The sequence below is a fragment of the Mesorhizobium sp. M8A.F.Ca.ET.161.01.1.1 genome, from assembly GCF_004792105.1.
Lineage (GTDB): Bacteria > Pseudomonadota > Alphaproteobacteria > Rhizobiales > Rhizobiaceae > Mesorhizobium.
On sequence record NZ_SRTD01000006.1, the window covers coordinates 60,382 to 80,729 of the forward strand.

The following is a 20,348-nucleotide window of genomic DNA, read 5'->3' on the forward strand; positions in this document are numbered from 1 at the left end:
GACGCAAGACCGGTGGCACGCCTTGGCAAACGCACGAGCTGCGGTACGCACCAACCAAATTTGGCGCGGTAGCCTTTGAGACGTGTAAACGTTTACTAGCACAAACCTGGAGGCGTGAGTGCATCTCGATACGATCGGAAGTCATCCCTCGTCCTTTCAAGGCGGAATTCAGGGTCTGATCAATCAGGCTGAGATGATCGTCGACCTAGAGGCAGTGCGGGAAAATTACAGGCGACTGAGCGCCATGGCGGGCGGAGCCGATTGCGCTGCCGTCGTGAAGGGCGACGCCTACGGCCATGGCATGATCCCGAGCGCGCTGGCACTGAGGCAAGCAGGCGCCAGGACGTTTTTCGTGGCAACGGCCAATGACGGCGTGGCCCTCCGAGCTGCTCTTCAAGAAGCAGAGATTTGCGTGCTCGGCGGCTTCCTGCCCGAGGAAAGAGGGGCATTCGTCGGCGCCAACCTGGTACCCGTCCTCAACAGTCGCAATCAGATCGAGGAATGGGAAAAGGTTGCCGTCGGGGTGGAGCGTCCTCTCGCCTCGATTATCCATTTCGACACGGGAATGAACCGGCTCGGACTGCTGGCCGATGATGTCGCGTGGCTTCGCCAGAACTTGCCGCTGCTGTCGCGTATCCCGCCTATCCTCTACATGTCGCACCTTTCGGCAGCCGACGACCTCGATTTCGACAGGTGCGAATTCCAGCGCGGGGCTTTCCTGAGCGCGGTGAGCGGGCTTCCCATCGCGAAAATGTCGCTGGCCAATTCGGCTGGCACCTATCTGGGCGCGGACTACGCGTTCGACATGGTCCGGCCCGGCAAGGCGACATTCGGGATAAACCCGCTGACAGGGCGCCCAAATCCCATGTTGCAGCCAGCTCGCGTCGTCGCGCCGATCATTCAGGTCAAGACGATGAAGCGCGGTGCCCCTGTCGGCTACAGCTCGACCTACCGCCTGACCGAGCAAGCCAAGATCGCGACGGTCGCGATCGGATACGCGAACGGCTATTCCCGGGCCGGCTCAAGCCGCGCACCCGTGTCCGTTGCGGGTTTTGCCGCCCAGGTTGTCGGACGCGTTTCCATGGATCTGCTGACCGTCGACGTATCGGGGGTCCCCGACTGGGCGCTAGTACCAGGCAGTCCGGTCGAAATCCTCGGCCCCCATGTTCGTGATCACGATCTGGCGAAGGCTTGCGGAACGATCGAGCATGAAGTCTTGATTTCACTAGGCCATGGCTGTGCGCGGCGTTACGTCAACGAATAGCACGTGCCATGGCGTTGAGTGCTGAAGCACAGGCCCGCCCCCAGCCTACGCAAGGCACTCTGCCGCCAACGGGCATTGCTATGCAGCCGTTGGCGGCCCCGATAGGCGAGTCACGCAGGGAGGCGCGTTGCTTTGTTGAAATGCGTGATTTGTCATGACCCCATCGTTGTCGCATGAGCCAGCCATCTATTGCAGCCTGCCCGAGCTCATCGGCATGCTGGAAACTATCTTCGTGCGCAACGGAACGTCCGACAGCGTCGCCCGAGTGCTGGCGGCGAACTGCGCGAGCGCCGAACGCGACGGCTCGCGAAGCCATGGCTTGTTCCGGATGGCGGGCTATGTGAGCAATCTGAAGAGCGGCTTCGTCGACGGCCGCGCCGTTCCACAAATCCAGGACGCTGGAGCCGCCTTCCTTCGCGCCGACGCCGGCAATGGCTATGCCAGACCGGCGCTGGAGGCGGCCATGCCACAAGCCATCGACAAGACGCGGTCGGCCGGCGCCTGTGTGCTCGCCATCGGCAATGCCCATCATAACGGTCCGCTCTGGCTGGATGTCGAGCCATTCGCGGAGGCGAGACTGATCGCCCTCAGTGTCGTCAACAGCGTCACTTATGTCGTCCCTCATGGCGGTCACAAGCGGCTCTACGGAACCAATCCGATGGCCTTCGCCGTACCGCGCGCCGATGGACAGGTTCTCCTGTTCGACCAAGCGACGGCAGCGATGGCTCATGGCGAAGTGAAGGCTGCAGCGCGTGAAAACAAGGTCCTTCCCGAAGGGATAGGCCTCGACGCCTCGGGGCTGCCAACCAGCAGCCCGCAGGCCATACTTGACGGGGGCGCGCTGCTGCCTTTCGGCGGACACAAGGGTTCCTCCATCGCCATGATGATCGACATCCTTGGCGGTGCGCTGACTGGCAGCAACTTCTCCCATCAAGTCAATTCGTCGGCCTATCCGGGGGCGGACTCCGCTCATACCGGTCAAACGATTATCCTGATCGACCCGACGAAAGGAAATGGTAGCCTGGGAATGTTCACAGGGCGGATCGAGGAATTGGTCGAGGCGATAGCCGAAGCCGGGCAGACGCGCCTTCCAGGTGAACGCAGGCTCGCCGCCCGCAAATTGGCGGCCGAGCGCGGCATCGCCATCGAGGCCGAGACATGGAAGCAATTACGCGCCCTTTGACACACGCAAAGCGCGAATGCGTGATTGGATTGAGGCGTCAACGGTGGGGGGCGACTCTTCTCTTCAACGGGTTACCCAGACCAGAAGGTACATGGCCGCTGTCGCGACAGCCATCCAAAACCAGCCCCACAAACGGGCTCGTCGCTCGGCAGCGCTATCCTCATCCCTTCGCTCGATCTCGTTCTTGCTGTCCATATCAAGATTCCACGGCAGGGTTCAGATGTCGTTGAGCATCCGCAACGCAGCCTCATGCAGGATGGCGTTTGCCGAGGCCAGGACGTTGCCGCCCCGCTCCGGGCGACCGCCGTCGAAGCGAGTGACGACACCACCGGCGGCCTCGATGAGCGGAATAAGCGCAACGATGTCGTAGGCTTTCAGGGCGAGCTCGACGCAAAGGTCGATCTGGCCGGCGGCAAGCATGGCGAATGCGTAGCATTCGCCGCCGTAGCGAGTGAATTTGACCGACGACGCCAGCCGGGCAAACCCTCGGCCTGGACGGCGTGCGAACGGTTCTGGAGAATTCGTGTGGCAAATCGCATCGGAAAGACGTTGAGTGCCGCTCGTCCTCAAAACGGTCTCGCCAAGGGCTGAATGACAGATCGATTTCGTACCGTCGGACCAGAAGCATTCCCCGGTTTGGGGCTGGTTCATCATTCCCATTGCGGAGCGGCCATCGACAGTGAACCCTATCAGAGTTCCCCAGACCGGAAGCCCGCACAGGTAGGGTTTCATCCCGTTGATCGGGTCAATCACCCATTTGAGGGGCCCGGATCCCGACGGACTGAGTTCCTCGCCCAATATCGCGTGCATCGGATAATTGGCCGATATCATGTCGCGGATAGCTCTTTCAGCATTGCGGTCGGCCTCCGTGACCGGATCGTATGGCAGGCCGGGTTTGACCTCGGCTTCGACCACCAACCTGTTGCGAAACGTCGGCATAATCTCCGCGGCAGCCGCATCCGCTAGTTTGCGGAAAAACTCGAAGTTGGGCAGCAGGTCCCCGTCCCGTTGGGATGCAACACTGAGCTTGCGAAGTGAGGCTTGCCTGGCCATCAGAAGGCGCCCTGCTGGAAGGTCTTGTGGCCACCGCCTAGCCCGAACGCCATCTGGGTCGTCTTCGGGGCCGCCGTCAAAAACGCAGGGCGCTCAGTCATTCTTCCCTCAACGCTACAACGGATGTCATTGACTTCCCTCAGAACCGGCAGGGCGCCCGCAAACCCGCGGGCACGCCGATTTCCCGCGACGGGCTGACGGCCGGGCCGAAAGGGCCAGGCGCCTGCATGCCGTCAGCGCAGCTGGATCCAGACGGCTTTTGTCTCGGTGTATTGATCGTGCGCAGCAAGGCCCTTGTCCTTGCCGCCGAAGCCGGATTCCTTGTAGCCACCGAAGGGCACGGCGAAGTCACCTTCCGAATAGCAGTTCACGGAAACCGTACCGGCGCGGATCGACTTGGCGACGCGATGCGCCGTGTTGAGATCGTCGGTGTAGAGGGACGCAGCAAGGCCGTAGTTGGTGTCGTTCGCGATGCGAACAGCTTCGGCCTCGTCCTTGAACGAGATCACCGACAGGACAGGCCCGAAGATCTCTTCACGGGCAATCTTCATGGTGTTGGAGACGCCGTCAAAGATCGTCGGCTCAACGAAGCTACCACCTGTTTCGGCCAGCACGCGATTTCCGCCCAATGCTACTTTGGCGCCTTCACTGCGTCCGGTCTCGATGTAGGACAAGACCTTGGCGAGATGATCCTCCTCGATCATCGCGCCGATGCGCGTCGAGCGCTCGAGCGGATCGCCGACCGTCCAGGATTCGAACACCGGCTTCAGCTCATCAAGGAGACGGTCCTTGATGCTCTCGTGGACGATGAGGCGGGAGCCGGCAGAGCAGTTCTCGCCCTGGCAAAACAGAATGCCCGTCGCGACATTTTCGACGATCGGGGCGAAGTTCTTGACGTCGCTCATGACGATTGCCGGGCTCTTGCCGCCGCACTCGAGGATGATCCTCTTCATGTTGGAATCGGCGGAATATTTCAGGAAGAGCCGACCGACCTCGCCAGAGCCCGTGAAGCTCACGCAGTCGATATCCCGGTGCAGGCCGATAGCCTGGCCGGCAGTCGGCCCCAGACCCGGGACGACATTGAAGACGCCGTCCGGAATGCCTGCCTCGGATGCCAGCGCTGCCAGCCTGATCAGCGACAAAGACGTCTGTTCGGCCGGCTTCAGCACGAGGGAATTTCCTCCCGCCAGGGCGGGCGCCAACTTCCACATCGCGACGAACAGAGGGAAGTTCCAGGGAATGACGCCCCCGACGACGCCGATCGGCTCGCGCACGATCATCGACACGACGTCGCGCGGGGCCGGCGACATCTGATCGTAGATCTTGTCCGTCGCCTCCGCATGCCAGCGCAGCGTCTCGACGGAGTCTGGCAGGTCGACACTGAGGGAATCGTTGATCGGCTTGCCGCAATCGAGCGTTTCGATGAGCGCGAGTTCGGCGCTGTGCTTCTCGATCAGATCGGCAAAGCGCAGCAAGACTTTCTTGCGCTCCCGCGGCGGCATGCCCGACCAACTGCCGGCCTCGAAACTGCGGCGTGCGGCACTGACCGCAAGGTCGACGTCCGCAGCGCCGCCGGCGGCGACATTAGCAAGGAGCTTGCCGGTGGCAGGATTGACGGTTTCGAACGTCTCCCCCGATTTTGCCGCCACATAGGCGCCGTCGATAAAGGCCCGCGTTTCGAATTTCAGCCTTTCGGCTTGGGCGTGGAAGTCTGCGTGCACGTTCATCTTGAACTCCTGCAAATGACAATGATGGATATTGGTCAGGCTCCGGGCCAGGTATCGGAAAGTGTGTAGCCCCTCGGAAACGGATCGCTCGGGTCGAGCACGAACTGATGGAAGCCGGTGATCCAGGCCCGTCCGGTGATGGCGACAGACACGGCGTCGAGACCTCCGACCTTGGACGTCTCGAATATCTCGCCGACGAATTTCGTGCCTATGATCGACTCATGGATGAATTGTTCGCCGGCAGCGATTTCACCACGCGCGTGCAGCAACGCCAATCGCGCGCAGGTGCCGGTCCCGCATGGCGAGCGGTCCAGTCTGCCTGGTGAGACGATGACCCCATTCCTGGATGTCTTGATCCCGTCGACTACCGCGAGCGGACCGGCAAAAAGCGTCTGGTTGATTGTGTGTATCTCTGGATTCTCGGGGTGGACGGATGGTAGTTGCTCGGCCGCCGCTCGCTTGATTTTTTCGCCAACGTCCGAAAGATCGCGCGCTTCGGACGGCTCGATCTCGAAGCCGCAGTCCTGAGCATCGACAATCACGTAGATCATCCCCCCGTAGGAAACGTCGACGCGGAGCGAGCCTATGCCTTCGACCTCGATCATCCGGTCCCGGTGCATGACAAAAGACGGCTGATTCCTGAACTTGACGCTTTCGCACTTTCCGTCCCGGCACCGTGCTTCGACCTCAATAAGGCCGGCCGGCGCCTCGAGCGTCAGCCTGGTGACGGGCTCCTGCATCGGGATAATTCCTGTCTCCAGGAGAACGGTCACCGTGCATATCGTGTTCGTGCCCGACATCGGCGGATAGGAAGCCGGTTCGATGATGACGAAACCCATCTGGGCGTCAGGGTGAGACGAAGGCAGCACAAGGTTGGTGCAGAGCGTGACCTTCCCGCGGGGCTCATGCAGGAGAAAGGCTCGCAGGTCGTCGCCTTTGGTCTCCAGCCATCGCGCTTTCTCGAACATGGTCTTGCCGGGAACATCGATGACACCGCCGGTAATGACGTCGTTCGGCTCGCCCTCTGCGTGGGCGCCCACAACGTTGATCATCCGCGACAACCGCATTCCTCAATCCTTTCTGCCGGGCCGGCCCTGAAATCGTGCAATCCGATGCTGGACGAGGAAAAACGAATGTCCAGAACCAGTTGCAGCAGCCGGATCCCCGGGGCAACGAAGCCCCGAGGACGACCGGATCGCGTCAGGCAGCTGCCGCAGCAAGCGCCTTGTCAACCAGTTTAACCTCCTCGGCGGTCAAGGGGAGGACCGGGAGGCGGCACTCACCGACAGGCCGACCCGTCTTGGTGCTTGCGGCCTTGGCGACTGGATTGAACGGGGCGGTCCAGAGCAGCAGTGACAGGGGACGCAGCTTGAGCCACAGCGCGGTCGCTTCGGCCAGGTTCTTGTTCTGAACCAGATCATAGAGCCGCACGAGTTGCTGCGGAACAGCGTTGCCGGAGCCGGTAAAAACACCCGGCGCGCCGCTCAGCAGGCTGTAGAAATTCAGATAGTCGCAGCCGTTGAACACCTTCGCACCCTGTGCCGACAGCTGGTCGATGCGCATCATGTTGGAGGTGCTGTCCTTGATGTACTTGACGGTATCGATCTCGCTGAAGCGCTTGTAGACGTCAGGCGTGATGTCGAAACCGGTGTACTGAGGAATATTATAGACCATGATCGGGGTGTTCACGGCGCTGGATATCTGTTCGTAGTGATAGCGAACACCTGGCTCGCCCGGCCCCTCGAAGAAGGGCGGGAGTATGAGCAAAGCGTCGGCGCCAGCGTCGCTCGCATGTTTCGAGTTTTCGATGGCGTCTTCGGTGCGCAAGGCAGATGTCTGGACGATCAGCTTGGCGCGGCCGTTGATGCGCTTGCCGGCAACCTCCGCGATACGCCGCTTCTCGCTTTCAGTCAGAAACGGGAACTCACCCGTCCCGCCATTGACCGCGATGATGTGAATGCCCGCATCGATCAGCGAATCGATGTTTGCGCCCAGAGCCCCCTCATCGAGTGCCGCACCCTTGTCCTTGAATGGCGTGCAAATCGGCACGCAGATTCCTTTTAGTTCGCTCACGTCCATGCTCCTTTTTCGAGATCGGATTTGTTCAAGATTTCAACGAGGACCGTGGCTTGAAACGACTGCCTTGGTAGCCGCCGCAAACATAAACGGCCAATATACTTCTTTTTCATTGCCATTTTTCTACAGCAATATTTATCTCAGCGAATGTTGAGTTTATGTAATCGTTTTCACATAAGATATCAAGCGCCCTCGACATGGTATCCCCGCTAGCTCAGGCAGTGTGATAAGGCTGTGGATCCGCAGGCAACGCGACGCGACCTCGGATGGCGTCCGCGACCTTTTCCGCCATCATGATGACCGGCGCATTGAGATTGCCGCTGACGATCTCTGGCATGATCGAGGCATCGACAACTCTGAGCCCCTCGATGCCGTGCACTTTCGCGTCCTTGTCGACGACCGCGTCGTCGCCCTCGCCCATTCGGCAGGTGCAGCACGGGTGGTAGTTCGTGCCGGCAACGCCGCGCAGCCAATTGGCGATGTCATCGTCGGTCGAAACAGACGACCCGGGCATTTCTTCAACGCCCCGGAATTCGTCCCAGGCCTGCTGACGGACCACATTGCGAATTGCCTTCACGGCCTGGACAGCCTGCACCATGTCGTCGGGATGCTGCAGATAGTTGAAAACGAATTTTGGCGCGGCAGCCGGATCCGCCGAATCCACCCAGACGCGTCCTTCGCTCTTGGGACGCATAAGGCTCAGAAAGTACTGAAAGCCGTTCTCGAGCTTGACATTGCCGTGCTGGAATTCTCCCAGCATCGGGACGAATTCGAACTGGACGTTGGGTACGGCCTCTTCGTCGCGCGTGCGCATAAACGTGCCCACCTCGAAGAAATTCGTCGCGCCGAGCCCCTTTTTGAACAGCAGCCACTGGAGGCCAATCCTGGCCTTGCCAAAGGTCGACAAGTCCTTTGCGGCCGAGACGTCCTTGGTCGCGCGATACATGACCGGCGCCGCGACGTGATCCTTCAGCCCGCGGCCGACGCCCGGCAGATGATGCTTCACAGCTATGCCGGCGTTTTTGAGATCCTCGGCCGGCCCGATGCCGGAAAGGAGCAGGAGCTGCGGCGAGTTGAGAGCACCGCCGCACAGAATCGTCTCACGCTCCGGCTCGAACCGCTGAGCGCCGGATTTCGTGGTAACCGCAACTCTTACGACGCGCTTGTTGCTTGTCTCTATGCCCGTGACCCTTGCACCGGTCAGCACGGTGAGATTGGGTTTGCGCGGTTGCGCATGGATATAGCCCTGTGAGGTGCTCCAACGGATGCCGTCATGGACGTTACGCTGAGTGATGTGCACACCTTCCTGCTGGTACGCATTGTGATCAGCAACATGCTTCAGCCCGCTTTCAACTCCGGCGTTGAGGAAGGCGTGATAGAGGGGATTTTCCGCCTTGCAGGTTTCGATCTGCATTGGCCCTGCCCCGCCGCGATAGGCGTTCGCTCCCTTGTCGAATGTCTCGGCTTTCTTGAAGTAAGGCAGGCATTCGGCATACGACCACCCGCCAGCTCCGATGCTCGCCCAATTGTCATAGTCCCATGGATTGCCACGGACCCAATTCATGCCATTGATGGAGGACGAGCCGCCCAGCACGCGCCCCCTCGCCTCATGAACGATCCGTCCCTGCAGATGTGGTTCTGGCTCCGAATTGTAGAACCAGTTGAAGCGGTCGTTCATCAACGGGAAGCCGAGGGCCGCCGGCATGCGGATGTAGATATGCTGATCCGAAGGCCCTGCTTCCAAAAGAAGGACAGTCGTGGAAGGGTCTTCGGCGAGGCGAGAAGCGATTACCGAACCTGCCGAGCCGGAGCCGATGACGATGTAGTCGAACGTCTTCTTGTCTACCACCTGAAGGCACTCCCTACTGTTTAGTTCGCCACGGTGTGCGGCAAGGCGTGCGGGCGCTGCCCTAGCTTGATAAAGGTCGACTTTACCTCGGTGAACTCGAGCAATCCGTCCAGGCCGTTTTCACGACCGATCCCGCTCTCCTTGAACCCTCCGAACGGCAGCTGAACGGCGGTCTCAAGAAAGGTATTGACGTACACCGTCCCGCTGCGGAGTTCGCGGGAAACGCGAATTGCCTTGTCGATATCCTTCGTCCAGACACCATTGCCGAGGCCATAGTTCGTGTCGTTGGCAAGGGCGATCGCCTGGTCCACGCTGTTGAAACGGGTGACAGCCAGAACCGGCCCGAAAATCTCTTCACGGAAGATCGTCATATCCGGGGTGACATCGGAAAAGATCGTGGGGGCAATATAAAAGCCCCTGCCCAGGCCGTTATCCGTGACCCGACTGCCGCCGAGCAAAAGTGTAGCGCCCTCATCTATGCCGCTCTGGATGTAGGATAGCACCTGTTCCATGTGCTTTTCATGGATCAGCGCTCCGACATCCGCCTTTTCATCCGTCGGCAGGCCGAGCCGGATCTTCCTGGAGCGCTCGACCAACTTATCCAGGAAGGTATCCGCGACGCTGTCCTCGACCAGCAGCCTGGTCCCTTGAACGCATTCCTCGCCTTGGTTGAGGACATAGCCAAGCAGGATGCCATCCAGCGCGGCGTCGATATCGGCATCGGCAAAGACAATATTTGCCGCCTTGCCACCCAGTTCGAGGCCAACGCGCTTTACCTGTTCGGCAGCGCGCTGTGCTATCCTGATGCCGACCGCGGTCGAGCCAGTAAACGAGATCATGTCGACCTTTTGATGCCCGGTCAGCATTTCGCCGACGGTGCGGCCTGAACCGGTGACCACGTTGATAACACCGTCGGGAATGCCCGCTTCTTTTGCCAGCCTGGCGATTTCCAGCGTCGACCCTGAGGTCAGCTCGGATGGCTTGATCACAACCGTGCAGCCGGCCGCGAGCGCGAAGGGCAGCTTTTGGAACAGCGTTACCAGGGGGAAGTTCCATGGCGTTATCATTCCGATCACGCCGCGCGGCTCACGGGTCACAAGGCCTAGATTTGCGTCCCCTATATTGGAGACCAGATCTCCGGGGATTTGCCAGGCGAGCGCTGCAGCGTAGCGCGCAAGCTCAATCGACCATTCGACTTCGGCTTTGGCGAAGCGGACCGGCTTGCCAACCTCTTCGGCCTCAATCAAGGCAACCCTGTCGATCTCACGGGTCAGCAAATCCACCCAGCGCCCGAGAGCCTTTGCCCTGTCGGCGCCGGGAATGGCTGACCACACGGATCGGCTATCGAAGGCCTTTCGGGCAGCTTCGATCGCGGCGTTGACGGCGTTCTCGTCGCTTTGCGCGAATCGCGCCAGCAGTTCGCCATGGGCCGGTGACTTGCGTTCCACCTTGCGAGCGGTGGTCGCCCAGGCGCCATCGATCCAGTTCTCGTATTCGCGCACGTTCATCAGTTCACGTCCCCGGTCAGTTGCGCGCGACGAGCCGGCTCTTGCCGGGCGTTACGGCTACACCGACAACGTCGCCGATCTTGGCTTCAGTGCGATCTGTCACGACGATGAATTTGTGACCATCGCAATCGACGTAGACATTGGTTGTCTGTCCCAGGGGCTCCACGAAGTCGACATTTGCCGAGGCTGCGCCTTCAACGCCATCGCGGACGATCATGAGGTGCTCGGGTCGTACGCCGACATAGAACTGTCCCTGGGCGTCGGCAAAGCTGCTTGCCCTATCGGCGACCTCGCCCGACAGACTGTCGGCAAATGGCTGCACGGAAGCGGCGATTCCCTTCTTGCCGTCAAAGTGGGCAGGAAACAGGTTCATGGGAGGCGACCCGATGAAGTCGGCGACGAATTCGGTCCTCGGCCTGTCATAGATTTCGAGCGGGGTTGCGACCTGCACCATGTCGCCGCGGCGCATGACGGCGATCCTGTCAGCCATCGACATGGCCTCGATCTGATCGTGTGTCACGTAGACGGTCGTGATGCCGAGGCTCGTCACCAATTTCTTGATCTCGGTGCGCATTGTGGCACGCAGCTTCGCATCGAGATTCGAGAGCGGCTCGTCCATCAGGAAGACACGGGGGTTGCGAACCAAGGCCCGAGCCAGCGAGACGCGCTGCCTCTGCCCGCCGGAAATCTGCCCCGGTTTGCGGTCCAGATACTCGGCAATTCCTAGTTTCTCCGCGGTCGCCTGCACCTTCTTTTTACGCTCGCCCTCGGCAATCTTGCGCACCTTCAGCGGGAACTCGATGTTTTGGAATACCGACAGGTGCGGATAAAGCCCGTAGTCCTGGAACGCCATCGCGATATCGCGATGGCGAGGTTCCTCATAGGTGACGTCACGGCCATTGATCTTTATCTGGCCGTCGCTGGGGAGCTCCAGTCCGGCGATCATCCGCAAGGTCGTGGTCTTGCCGCAGCCGGAGGGGCCAAGCATGACGAAGAACTCACCGTCCTTGATGTCGACCGAGACGCCGTTGACGGCGGTAAAGGCGCCAAAGCGCTTGTATACGGATTTGACTTCGATACCCATTATCTCTTCCTCATCCCTTCACGGCGCCGAGGGTCAAACCCCTGACCAGGTATTTTTGCATCAACAGCACGAGCACGACGACCGGCAACGACATCAGCACGCCCGCGGCCGATCCCAACCCCCACGATATGGCCTTGGCCTTGATCGAACTGGCCGCGATCACAGGCAAGGTGCGCGCCTCCGAAGAGGTCAGGATGCTGGCGAGCAGGAATTCGTTCCAGGCGAACATGAAGATGATGACCATGGTCGCCGCGAGGCCCGGCAAAAGCAGCGGCAAGGTTACGCGCCAGAAACACTCGAAGCGGCTGCAACCGTCGATCAGCGCGGCCTCTTCGATCGACTGCGGAATCTCCTGGATGAAGACGCGCATGACCCAGACCACGAACGGCAAGCCGTTCAGCGTATAGACGGCGATCAACAGCCACGGTGTGTCGAAGATGCCGAGTTGCTTGGCGATGATGAACAGCGGGATGACGCTCACCATGGGCGGCAGCATGCGGATCGACAGCACCTCGAAGGCGATGAAGTTCTTGTTCTTCACGTCAAACCGGGCCAGCCCGTAGGCAGCGAGCGTGCCTGCGATCATTGCAAACAGCGTGGCGAGGCATACGATGAAGGTGCTGTTGATCAAGGCATCCATCGCATTCAGCTCGGTGAAAAGCTTGCGAAAGCTCTCCAGTGTCGGCGAAAAGATCCATTTCGGCGGATAGGCCGATATGTCGACATCCGACTTGAGCGAAGACAGCGTCATCCAGACGATGGGAAAGGCGAAGAAAGCAGTCGCGATCAGGGCCAGCAGATAGTAGCCGATGCCGCCGAAGAGGGATCCACGTGGCGCAGTCGAACTCGACATCAGCGTGCCTCCTTTTCGTTCACCATGCGCATGAAGCCGGTGTACTTCACGAAGATCAGAACCACGGCCAGGATTATCAGCAGCGTGAGCCAGGACAGTGCCGCGCCATATCCGAGATTGAAGAAACGGAAATTGACGCGCGCCAGATAGATGCTGAGCAGATCGGTGGCGAAGTCAGGCCCGCCTCGGGTGATGATGTAGACGGTATCGTAGGTTCGGATGGCGTCGACGATCCGCAGCAGACTGGCGATGACGATTACCGGCTTCAGCATCGGAAGCGTGACCATGAAGAAGGTCTGAACGGGCGAGGCGCCGTCAATTGCCGCTGCCTCAAACGGGCTCTTCGGCAGCGCCGACAGGCCGGCAAAGATGATGAGGAACATGAACGGCGTCCACTGCCAGACGTCGACCAGCACCATGGAAGCCATGGCGCTGATTTTCTCACCGGCCCACGGCTGCGGCGGGATACCTGCGAGGCTGAGCAAGTAGTTGAGCACCCCGAGGTCGGGCATCATCATGATGCGCCATGTGATGCCGACCGCGATCGGCGTGATCAGCATCGGCACGATGATGATGGTCCTTAGAACGGTGAAACCCCTGAGCCTGAGGTTGAAGAGCAGGGCCAGCAGAATCGCCAAGGTGAGGGACAGTCCGACCGAGAGCACCGTGAACAGCAACGTCAGCAGGATTGAATGCAGGAACTGGGCGTCGGTGAGCGCATCCGCATAGTTGCCGAGACCGACAAATCCCTGAAACTTGTCAGGATCCGCCGGCCTGTAGCCAGTGATGCTCATGTAGAGGGAGTGGAGGAGCGGAAACAGGCCGACGACAGTCATGATGATCATGGTCGGCGCAAGCAGGACCATGCCCGTGTAGCGCTCCCCGGCGCGCTGAGCGCGGTCGCTTGCGATTGGCAAACTCTCTAAGCTGGCTGTCATGTTTCCTTGGTCTCCAGGGCGCACGCGGGCATCCGCCCGCGGCGCTTTCCTGTTCAACGAACGTCGGGATATCCCGACGCACCGGTGCTGCGACTTCAGCCCTTGACGAGCTTAGCCGCTCGATCAACGGCATCGACCATGGCTGTCTTGGGCGTCTTTCGCCCGGTCACGCCGGCGAGGACTTCCTCGTAGATTGCCCGCTGCACTTCCACCGCGTTGGTGAGGCGATACGGCGGGATAGCGATCGGCTGCGTGCCACGGGTCTTGAAGTCCTCGAAGACATGGAGCCCGGGGATCTTCTTGATCATCTCGGGATTTTCCAGATCCGGCTTGTAGCAAATCGAGGTTTCGCCAGCCTCCGAGAAATATTTGTAGCCACCATCGGCAAGCCAAGCCAGGAACTTGTAGCCTTCGGCCTGCTTCTTGCTCGCGGCGTTCAACACCACGGTCCAGCCGCCAATCATCGACTGCTGGAACTTCTCCGTGGGCGCCACGGCGTAGCCGAACTTGCCAGCATGCGGACCACTTTCAATTCCGGAGAGCGCGTCCGACCAGGATATGATCATGGCTGCCGTGCCTTGGCCGATCGCCGACTGGCCTTCAGGATAGTCGAACCCGGACACGCCCTGCGGGCAATACTGCAAGACCTCCTTCAGCCGCTCGATGGCATGCTCGCCCTGCCCTTCCGAATTGAAGACGGGTTCATTGGCATCGTTGAAGCAACCGTCATCCGTGGGCGCCAGCTTCGTCATGCCCATGACACGGGTCATCCAGTCGCCGGACATGTGGGCGTCCTGCCCTCCCAGACACAGAGTGTTTCCGGCCACATCCGAACTGTGCAGCTTCTTGGCGGCCGCGACATACTCATCCCAGGTGACAGGCACCTTGTCGATGCCGGCCTTTTCGAACAGGTCCCGGCGATAGATGAACACAGGAATTGTCATGGCAAGCGGCAGGCCGTAGTGCTTGCCCTGATAGATCGAGTACTGGAGCGAGCCTTCGGTGACGTTCCCGTAGTTGATGTCGGGAAGACCCGGGGTTGCGGCCTTGATGTCTTCCATCGTCGGCGCCCACTTGTTGCGCTGCGGCTGGCGAACCCAGAGGCTGTCGGTGGTGATGATGTCGAACGTCTCCGACCCCTGCGAGAGTTCGATCAGCATTTTTTCGTAGTGGGACTCATATGGGTTGGACTCCCCCGTGATCTTTGCGGCCGTATAGGCCTTCGCCACCTGGTCGGTCAGGGCACCGGCCCACACCGAGTTGCTGTTGAGGATGTTGAGTGTCACCTCCTCCGCATAGGCGGATGAAGCGCGATACGCTGCCATCGCCGCGGCGAGACCGGCGGAAGCCTTCAAAAAGCTGCGACGGGAAAAGGGCAGTCTGATCGGGGCGGTCACTTGTTGCTCCTCCTGTTTTCATGCAAGGCGAAACGAGTACGCCTTAGCGTTCCCAAATCGTGTAAACGTTTTCATTTTTACGACCCTGCTACCCCTTGTCAAGCGCCATTCCTGAAATATGTAAACGATTTCACCAAAAGCGCTTTAAGACTTGTCAAGGCGGGCGAAGTCGAAGACAAAGGCTGAAGGTCGATGAAACCAACGATCACGGTGGCGGCGTATGCCCGGTAAAAAGACGAAACAGCCAAGGCTCAAGAAACGAGCTGGTGTGTTCGATGTTGCCCGGGAGGCAGGCGTATCCGTCGCGACAGTGTCGAGAGCCTTCAACCTGCCCGATGTAGTCAGCGAGGATGTGCGCCGGCGTGTGCTGGCGACCGCGCAACGCCTCGGCTACGCCGCCAATCCGGCCGCCAAGGCGCTTCGTTCGCGCAAGACACACATTGTCGGCGCTGCCATTCCCACGCTCGACTACGCCATCTTTGCAAAGATGATCAATCACTTCCAGGATACGTTCGCCCAGCATGGCTACATCACGATTGTCGCCACGACAGGTTTCGAGCACGCCAACGTGTTCGAGAAGGTCAAGACGCTGGTCGATCGCGGCGCCGAAGCGCTGCTGCTGGTTGGCGCGATAGAGGATCCGGCATTGGTGCGCTACCTGAAGGAGCCGCATATTCCGGTCGTCACGACCTACTCCTATATTCCAGAGGAGATCGTGCCCTGCATCGGCTTCGACAACTACGCCGCTACCCAGAGCGCGATGGAATATCTCGCGGATCTTGGTCATAGAAATTTTGCCATGATCGCCGGCAGTCCTAAGGGGAGCGATCGTCAGCGCACCCGAATTGCCGCCTACAGGGATTTCATCGCGGCGAGGCAACTGGAGGGTGAGGAGAACATTATTATTCGCGACTTTACCATTCGCGACGGCGCCGAAGCGATGCGCGCCCTGCTGGATAAATATCCCGACACAACCGCATTGGTTTGCAATACCGACGTGGTTGCCTTCGGTGCTCTCAGCGAAAGCCGCCGGCTTGGGATTCGCATTCCCCAGGATATCTCCGTCGTGGGGTTCGACGACGCAGAGTATGCTGCACAGTTGGACCCGCCGCTGACGACGATTGCCGTACCTGCCGAAGAGATGGGGCGCCTGAGCGCCGATATGCTTCACATGTCGCTCTCGACAGGGGAGTCTCCTCGCTTTGTGCGGCTGGACTCTCATCTAATCGTGAGAAAATCCGCCTGCCCACCACGAGGCCTGAAGCAACTGCGCCTCGCCAGCGCCGTGTAGACCATCGGCGCTGCTGCCCCGGAAACAGTGTGATCAAGAGGTAAGGCGTTGCCCCATAAGACACTTCTTCCGGCCCGCCCTGCGGCAATAATTTTCGATTTCGACGGCGTCATCTTGGATTCGGCCGAGATCAAGGCTCAGGCTTTTGCAGAAATCTATTCCGGGCACGGCGAAGAATGGGCTGCTTTCATCCTGGATTATCAGCGCATGCATGGAGGCGTATCGCGCCGGGAAAAGTTCAAACATTTTGACAAAACGATACTCGGCCAAGAGCCGACCGAGGAGAGGCTTTCTTTCCTATCCCAAAGGTTCACGGATATCGTCTTCAAGAAGGTACTTTCCGCACCTTTCATTCCGGGAGCCAGATCGCTGCTGGATGCGGCTCGCGATCACTCTCGGCTTTTTGTCGTCTCGGGTACGCCACAGGAAGAACTTGTCGAGATCGTCCGACAACGCGCCCTGGATTCCTATTTCGAAATCGTCATCGGCGCGCCTACCAAAAAGCATGAGGCTTTTACCCGGATCCTTGCCTTGGGCCTGGCCCGGGAAACGGTGGTGGCTGTCGGCGATTCCATCACCGAATGTTCGGCTGCGATAGAACTGGGAATACCGTTCCTGGGAATCCGCAACGGCCCATCGCCAACGAATTTCCCGGAAGAAGTCCTGCCCCTTCCCGACCTGACTGATGCTACCCGACTGCTTGGATTTTGAGTCCACGCATCGCGGATTTGCCGGAAGCGTCCTCGGCCCCCAGCTTTCAATCGCTATATCTTACAGCCTGCAAAGTGGGCGCGACCCGGGTTCTAGAACCGCGCCGTGAGCATCCAGACGCCTATTAATTACATCCCTGCCGGCTTACGACGTTGTTGAGCCCCGCGGAGCCAACCCGGGAATGAGTTTGCCGGGATTCATGATGCCGTTCGGGTCAAAAAGACCCTTGATAGCGCGCATGATGTCCAGGGCTGGCCCATGTTCGGCTTCCATGTATCTGAGTTTGCCCAATCCTATGCCATGTTCCCCGGAGCAGGTCCCTTCCATTGCCAGGGCGCGATAGGCCAAGCGGGAACTGATGCCGCTCGCGATCTCGTATTCTTCCTGGCTATCCGGATCGATCACCAGACCAAGGTGGAAGTTCCCGTCTCCCGCATGTCCGTTCAGACACACGAAGAACGGGGCCGTTTCGATGTCGGCCTTGGTTTCCACGACACATTCGGTCAGGCGGGAGATCGGCACACAAGTATCCGTCGGCATCACTTTCGCGCCGGGCCGGCTGGCCAACAAGGCATTGTGCATGCGATGGCGCGCGCGCCACAGCGCAGCCCGGCTCTCCTGATCCCTGGCCCAGCGAAACTCGCCTCCGCCCATTTCCGTGGATATCGCCCCGACAGTGGCTATCTGTTCGGCAACGGCTTGGGACGCGCCGGCGAATTCGAAAAACAAGGTAGGCCGTATTTCATAATCGAGCTTGAAGTACTCGACGCATGCCCGCATGGCCGGCTCGTCCATCAACTCCGCTCGCGCAATCGGCAAGCCCAGCTGAATTATTTGAGTGACCGTATCGACCGCGGCCTTTAAAGATGGATAGCCGCACACGGCCGCAACCGTCTCCTCTGGGACGCCATGCACGCGGATGGTGAGTTGCGTGATGATGCCGAGAGTGCCTTCCGAGCCGATGAAAAGCTTGGTCAGGTCGTAGCCTGTCGACGATTTCCGAGCCCGGCTCCCCGTCTTGATGACCCGCCCATCGGGCAATACCACACGCAAGGACAGTACGTTCTCGCGGATCGTTCCATAGCGCACGGCATTGGTGCCGGACGCACGCGTAGCTGCCATCCCGCCAATCGTTGCCTCCGCGCCGGGATCGATGGGGAAAAACAGCCCCAGATCCTTCAGATGCCTATCAAGCGCCTGTCGCGTAACGCCAGGTTCGATGACCACGTCCAGATCGTCGGGATGCACAGCAAGTATTCGATTCATGCGGCTGACATCTAGGCTTACTCCGCCGTGGACGGCGCTCAAATGGCCTTCCAACGACGTTCCGGCTCCGAAGGGAATGACCGCTACGCGATGGGCATTGGCGTTCTTGAGGATCGCCGCGACCTCCGCTTCGCTCTCGGCAAAGCAGACGGCGTCTGGTGCTTCAACCGCGTGGAACCCCTCTCCACCGCAGTGCTGCTGCCTGAGCGCCGTGTTGGTGGTGAAGCGGTCGACAAGCAGCTTTGCGATCTCTTGGACAAAGGCAGTCGGCAGCGGCTGCTTCGACACTGACATTGGAAATCCCATCGACTGAGTATGCCTGTGCTGGCTCATTTGACCGGTTGGAGAGATCGCAGGCTGGCTGTTGGCGGCGCGATTATCCTTTGACCGCGCCGGCCGTCAGGCCCCGGACGAAGTACCTTCCGGACAGGACATAGACGATCAGCGTCGGAAGCGCGGCTATCAGTGCCGCCGCCATGTCCACGTTATACTGCTTGCGCCCAAGGGTTACGTTCACGACGTTGTTCAATGCAACAGTGATCGGTGAACTTCCACCGGCGGAAAACGATACGCCAAACAGGAAATCGTTCCATATCGACGTGAACTGCCAGATGCAGCACACAACGGCGATAGGAATGGCCGTAGGCAGGGCAATGCTGAAGAATATCCTGAAGAAGCCAGCGCCGTCGACCAAAGCCGCCTTGGTCAACTCATCAGGGAACGAGACAAAGTAGTTCCTGAAAAACATTGTCGTGAATGCGATACCATAGACCGTGTGAACCAGTATGAGGCCCGCGGTGGACCCCGACAAATGCAACATGCCGAGCACTCGTGCAATAGGCAGCAGGACCGCTTGCAGCGGAAGGAAGCACCCAAACAACATGAAGGCGAAGAAAAGGTCTGATCCGCGGAATTTCCACTTGGCCAGCGTGTAGCCATTGATGGCGCCGATGGCCGTGGACACGAAAACCGCCGGGACAGTAATGATCAGCGAGTTCAGAAAGAAGGGCGAAAGGCCGACACAGTTGGTGCCGATACAAGCCGTGCTCCAGGCTTTCGACCACGCTTCGAACGTGAATTGCTTTGGGAGGCCGATAAGCGAGCCGGAATAGATTTCATCCAGTGGCTTGAACGACGTAATCAACATGACCCAGAGCGGCACCAGGTAGAGCGTAGCCAGGAAAGCCAGGCAGCCATAGACAAACAGCCTGCCGCCGTAGCGCTCGAATTTGCGCATCTTAATGATCATTGGCTGGCTTCCGAAGTTCGGTGTAAAGATACGGAACGATAATCGCCACCACCGCGGCCAGCATCATCATCGCGCTCGCCGCGCCGACTGCCATCTGGTTTCTTTCGAACGTCGCGGAAAACATGAACATCGACGGCATCTCGGTTGCCCCGCCCGGCCCGCCATTCGTCAGGGCGAATGTGAGGTCGAACGTCTTGATGGCGATCTGGCCAAGCAGGACGACGACGCTGAGAAACGCCGGTCGAAGCATCGGCACGACGACGCTGACATAGATGCGGACCTGAGAAGCGCCCTCCATCTGAGCGGCTTTTATGATCGAATTGTCGATCCCCCTCAGGCCGGCGAGAAAAATGGCCATCGCGAAGCCGGACGACTGCCATACCGCGGCAATGACGACGGTGTAGAGGGCGTAGTTGGGATTCACCAGCCAATCGAATGTGAAGGAGGTCCAGCCCCAGCTCCGAACCACATTCTGGATGCCGAGACCGGGGTTCAAGACCCATTTCCAGGCGACGCCGGAAACGATGAATGACAGCGCCATCGGATAGAGGAAGACGGTTCTGAGAAAGCCTTCCGCCCGAATTCGCTGATCGAGGAGAATGGCGATGAAAAGGCCAAAGAAAGTCGCGATCGACAGGTAGAGTGCCGAGAAGATAAACAAGTTCTTGACGGCTATGTACCACCGCGGGGTCGACCAAAGACGGATGAACTGCTCCAGACCCACAAAATCGTATATCGGCATCACCCTGGATGAACTAAGCGAAATACTTGCAGTCCACGCGATGAATCCGTACGTAATTACGAGTATAATCAATCCGCTCGGAGCCAGAATGATTTTTGGCAACTGGGCGGCGAAGTATCGCTTGATATCCGTCCTTCGAACCATGTCATTCCTCGAA

The 20,348-nt window shown here is 59.5% G+C and carries 17 protein-coding genes; 4 read left to right on the plus strand and 13 right to left on the minus strand.

The window, feature by feature from the left end; all coding sequences use genetic code 11:
• Positions 1 to 118 precede the first annotated feature (118 nt).
• Together alr and EN804_RS16825 are read left to right on the plus strand one after the other, a co-directional pair.
• The gene (alr, locus tag EN804_RS16820) at positions 119 to 1,264 is read left to right on the plus strand and encodes an alanine racemase (protein ID WP_135920344.1); all 1,146 of its coding nucleotides are present in this window, start codon (positions 119 to 121) and stop codon (positions 1,262 to 1,264) included.
• Between the two features lie 154 nt (positions 1,265 to 1,418).
• Complete coding sequence (locus EN804_RS16825) at positions 1,419 to 2,447, plus strand: Ldh family oxidoreductase (RefSeq protein ID WP_135920345.1); 1,029 nt, start codon at positions 1,419 to 1,421, stop codon at positions 2,445 to 2,447.
• Positions 2,448 to 2,663: 216 nt separating this feature from the next.
• Here the strand turns inward: EN804_RS16825 and EN804_RS16830 are convergent, their stop codons facing one another.
• From EN804_RS16830 to EN804_RS16875, 10 genes are all read right to left on the minus strand, one after another.
• On the minus strand, positions 2,664 to 3,500 hold the full coding sequence (locus EN804_RS16830) for an inositol monophosphatase family protein (protein WP_135920346.1): 837 nt from the start codon (positions 3,498 to 3,500) through the stop codon (positions 2,664 to 2,666).
• A gap of 233 nt (positions 3,501 to 3,733) precedes the next feature.
• Entirely contained in the window at positions 3,734 to 5,227 is a 1,494-nt protein-coding gene (locus tag EN804_RS16835) for an aldehyde dehydrogenase (protein ID WP_127870978.1), read from the minus strand.
• A gap of 35 nt (positions 5,228 to 5,262) precedes the next feature.
• The gene (locus tag EN804_RS16840; protein ID WP_135920347.1) at positions 5,263 to 6,294 is read right to left on the minus strand and encodes a proline racemase family protein; all 1,032 of its coding nucleotides are present in this window, start codon (positions 6,292 to 6,294) and stop codon (positions 5,263 to 5,265) included.
• Positions 6,295 to 6,427: 133 nt separating this feature from the next.
• Complete coding sequence (locus EN804_RS16845; RefSeq protein WP_135920348.1) at positions 6,428 to 7,306, minus strand: dihydrodipicolinate synthase family protein; 879 nt, start codon at positions 7,304 to 7,306, stop codon at positions 6,428 to 6,430.
• Positions 7,307 to 7,517: 211 nt separating this feature from the next.
• A complete protein-coding gene (locus EN804_RS16850) occupies positions 7,518 to 9,152 on the minus strand; it encodes a choline dehydrogenase (RefSeq protein ID WP_135920349.1) in 1,635 nt (544 codons plus the stop codon).
• Positions 9,153 to 9,172: 20 nt separating this feature from the next.
• Positions 9,173 to 10,660: an aldehyde dehydrogenase family protein gene (locus EN804_RS16855; RefSeq protein WP_135920350.1), complete on the minus strand. Its 1,488-nt coding sequence runs from the start codon at positions 10,658 to 10,660 to the stop codon at positions 9,173 to 9,175.
• Positions 10,661 to 10,676: 16 nt separating this feature from the next.
• Positions 10,677 to 11,744 (minus strand): ABC transporter ATP-binding protein, encoded by a 1,068-nt coding sequence (locus EN804_RS16860; protein ID WP_189524527.1) that lies wholly within the window; start codon positions 11,742 to 11,744, stop codon positions 10,677 to 10,679.
• A 10-nt stretch (positions 11,745 to 11,754) separates the two neighbouring features.
• Positions 11,755 to 12,597 (minus strand): carbohydrate ABC transporter permease, encoded by an 843-nt coding sequence (locus tag EN804_RS16865; protein ID WP_127870972.1) that lies wholly within the window; start codon positions 12,595 to 12,597, stop codon positions 11,755 to 11,757.
• Positions 12,597 to 13,535 carry a sugar ABC transporter permease gene (locus EN804_RS16870; RefSeq protein ID WP_127870971.1) on the minus strand — a complete coding sequence of 313 codons (939 nt, stop codon included), beginning with the start codon at positions 13,533 to 13,535 and terminating at the stop codon, positions 12,597 to 12,599. Before EN804_RS16870 ends, EN804_RS16865 begins: the two co-directional genes overlap by 1 nt.
• A gap of 95 nt (positions 13,536 to 13,630) precedes the next feature.
• Positions 13,631 to 14,932 carry an extracellular solute-binding protein gene (locus tag EN804_RS16875; protein WP_127870970.1) on the minus strand — a complete coding sequence of 434 codons (1,302 nt, stop codon included), beginning with the start codon at positions 14,930 to 14,932 and terminating at the stop codon, positions 13,631 to 13,633.
• Between the two features lie 220 nt (positions 14,933 to 15,152).
• Between EN804_RS16875 and EN804_RS16880 the strand changes: the two genes are divergently transcribed.
• The gene (locus EN804_RS16880; protein WP_127870969.1) at positions 15,153 to 16,223 is read left to right on the plus strand and encodes a LacI family DNA-binding transcriptional regulator; all 1,071 of its coding nucleotides are present in this window, start codon (positions 15,153 to 15,155) and stop codon (positions 16,221 to 16,223) included.
• 48 nt (positions 16,224 to 16,271) lie between these two features.
• Positions 16,272 to 16,934 (plus strand): HAD hydrolase-like protein, encoded by a 663-nt coding sequence (locus tag EN804_RS16885; RefSeq protein ID WP_135917236.1) that lies wholly within the window; start codon positions 16,272 to 16,274, stop codon positions 16,932 to 16,934.
• Positions 16,935 to 17,078: 144 nt separating this feature from the next.
• Here EN804_RS16885 and EN804_RS16890 read toward each other — a convergent pair whose 3' ends face one another.
• From EN804_RS16890 to EN804_RS16900, 3 genes are all read right to left on the minus strand, one after another.
• Positions 17,079 to 18,494 carry an FAD-linked oxidase C-terminal domain-containing protein gene (locus EN804_RS16890; RefSeq protein ID WP_210237369.1) on the minus strand — a complete coding sequence of 472 codons (1,416 nt, stop codon included), beginning with the start codon at positions 18,492 to 18,494 and terminating at the stop codon, positions 17,079 to 17,081.
• A gap of 82 nt (positions 18,495 to 18,576) precedes the next feature.
• On the minus strand, positions 18,577 to 19,449 hold the full coding sequence (locus tag EN804_RS16895) for a carbohydrate ABC transporter permease (protein WP_127870966.1): 873 nt from the start codon (positions 19,447 to 19,449) through the stop codon (positions 18,577 to 18,579).
• Positions 19,439 to 20,335 carry a sugar ABC transporter permease gene (locus tag EN804_RS16900; RefSeq protein ID WP_135920543.1) on the minus strand — a complete coding sequence of 299 codons (897 nt, stop codon included), beginning with the start codon at positions 20,333 to 20,335 and terminating at the stop codon, positions 19,439 to 19,441. The genes EN804_RS16895 and EN804_RS16900 overlap by 11 nt, the downstream gene beginning before the upstream one ends.
• Between the last annotated feature and the right edge of the window lie 13 nt (positions 20,336 to 20,348).

What these genes read in the sequence shown, in the direction of transcription:
- EN804_RS16895 (WP_127870966.1), bottom strand. Translation starts at nt 19,449, where the DNA reads ATGATCATTAAGATGCGCAAATTCGAGCGCTACGGCGGCAGGCTGTTT.
- EN804_RS16880 (WP_127870969.1), top strand. Translation starts at nt 15,153, where the DNA reads ATGCCCGGTAAAAAGACGAAACAGCCAAGGCTCAAGAAACGAGCTGGT.
- EN804_RS16840 (WP_135920347.1), bottom strand. Translation starts at nt 6,294, where the DNA reads ATGCGGTTGTCGCGGATGATCAACGTTGTGGGCGCCCACGCAGAGGGC.
- EN804_RS16825 (WP_135920345.1), top strand. Translation starts at nt 1,419, where the DNA reads ATGACCCCATCGTTGTCGCATGAGCCAGCCATCTATTGCAGCCTGCCC.
- EN804_RS16830 (WP_135920346.1), bottom strand. Translation starts at nt 3,500, where the DNA reads ATGGCCAGGCAAGCCTCACTTCGCAAGCTCAGTGTTGCATCCCAACGG.
- EN804_RS16900 (WP_135920543.1), bottom strand. Translation starts at nt 20,335, where the DNA reads ATGGTTCGAAGGACGGATATCAAGCGATACTTCGCCGCCCAGTTGCCA.
- EN804_RS16860 (WP_189524527.1), bottom strand. Translation starts at nt 11,744, where the DNA reads ATGGGTATCGAAGTCAAATCCGTATACAAGCGCTTTGGCGCCTTTACC.
- EN804_RS16845 (WP_135920348.1), bottom strand. Translation starts at nt 7,306, where the DNA reads ATGGACGTGAGCGAACTAAAAGGAATCTGCGTGCCGATTTGCACGCCA.
- EN804_RS16855 (WP_135920350.1), bottom strand. Translation starts at nt 10,660, where the DNA reads ATGAACGTGCGCGAATACGAGAACTGGATCGATGGCGCCTGGGCGACC.
- EN804_RS16890 (WP_210237369.1), bottom strand. Translation starts at nt 18,494, where the DNA reads ATGTCAGTGTCGAAGCAGCCGCTGCCGACTGCCTTTGTCCAAGAGATC.
- EN804_RS16835 (WP_127870978.1), bottom strand. Translation starts at nt 5,227, where the DNA reads ATGAACGTGCACGCAGACTTCCACGCCCAAGCCGAAAGGCTGAAATTC.
- EN804_RS16865 (WP_127870972.1), bottom strand. Translation starts at nt 12,597, where the DNA reads ATGTCGAGTTCGACTGCGCCACGTGGATCCCTCTTCGGCGGCATCGGC.
- EN804_RS16870 (WP_127870971.1), bottom strand. Translation starts at nt 13,535, where the DNA reads ATGACAGCCAGCTTAGAGAGTTTGCCAATCGCAAGCGACCGCGCTCAG.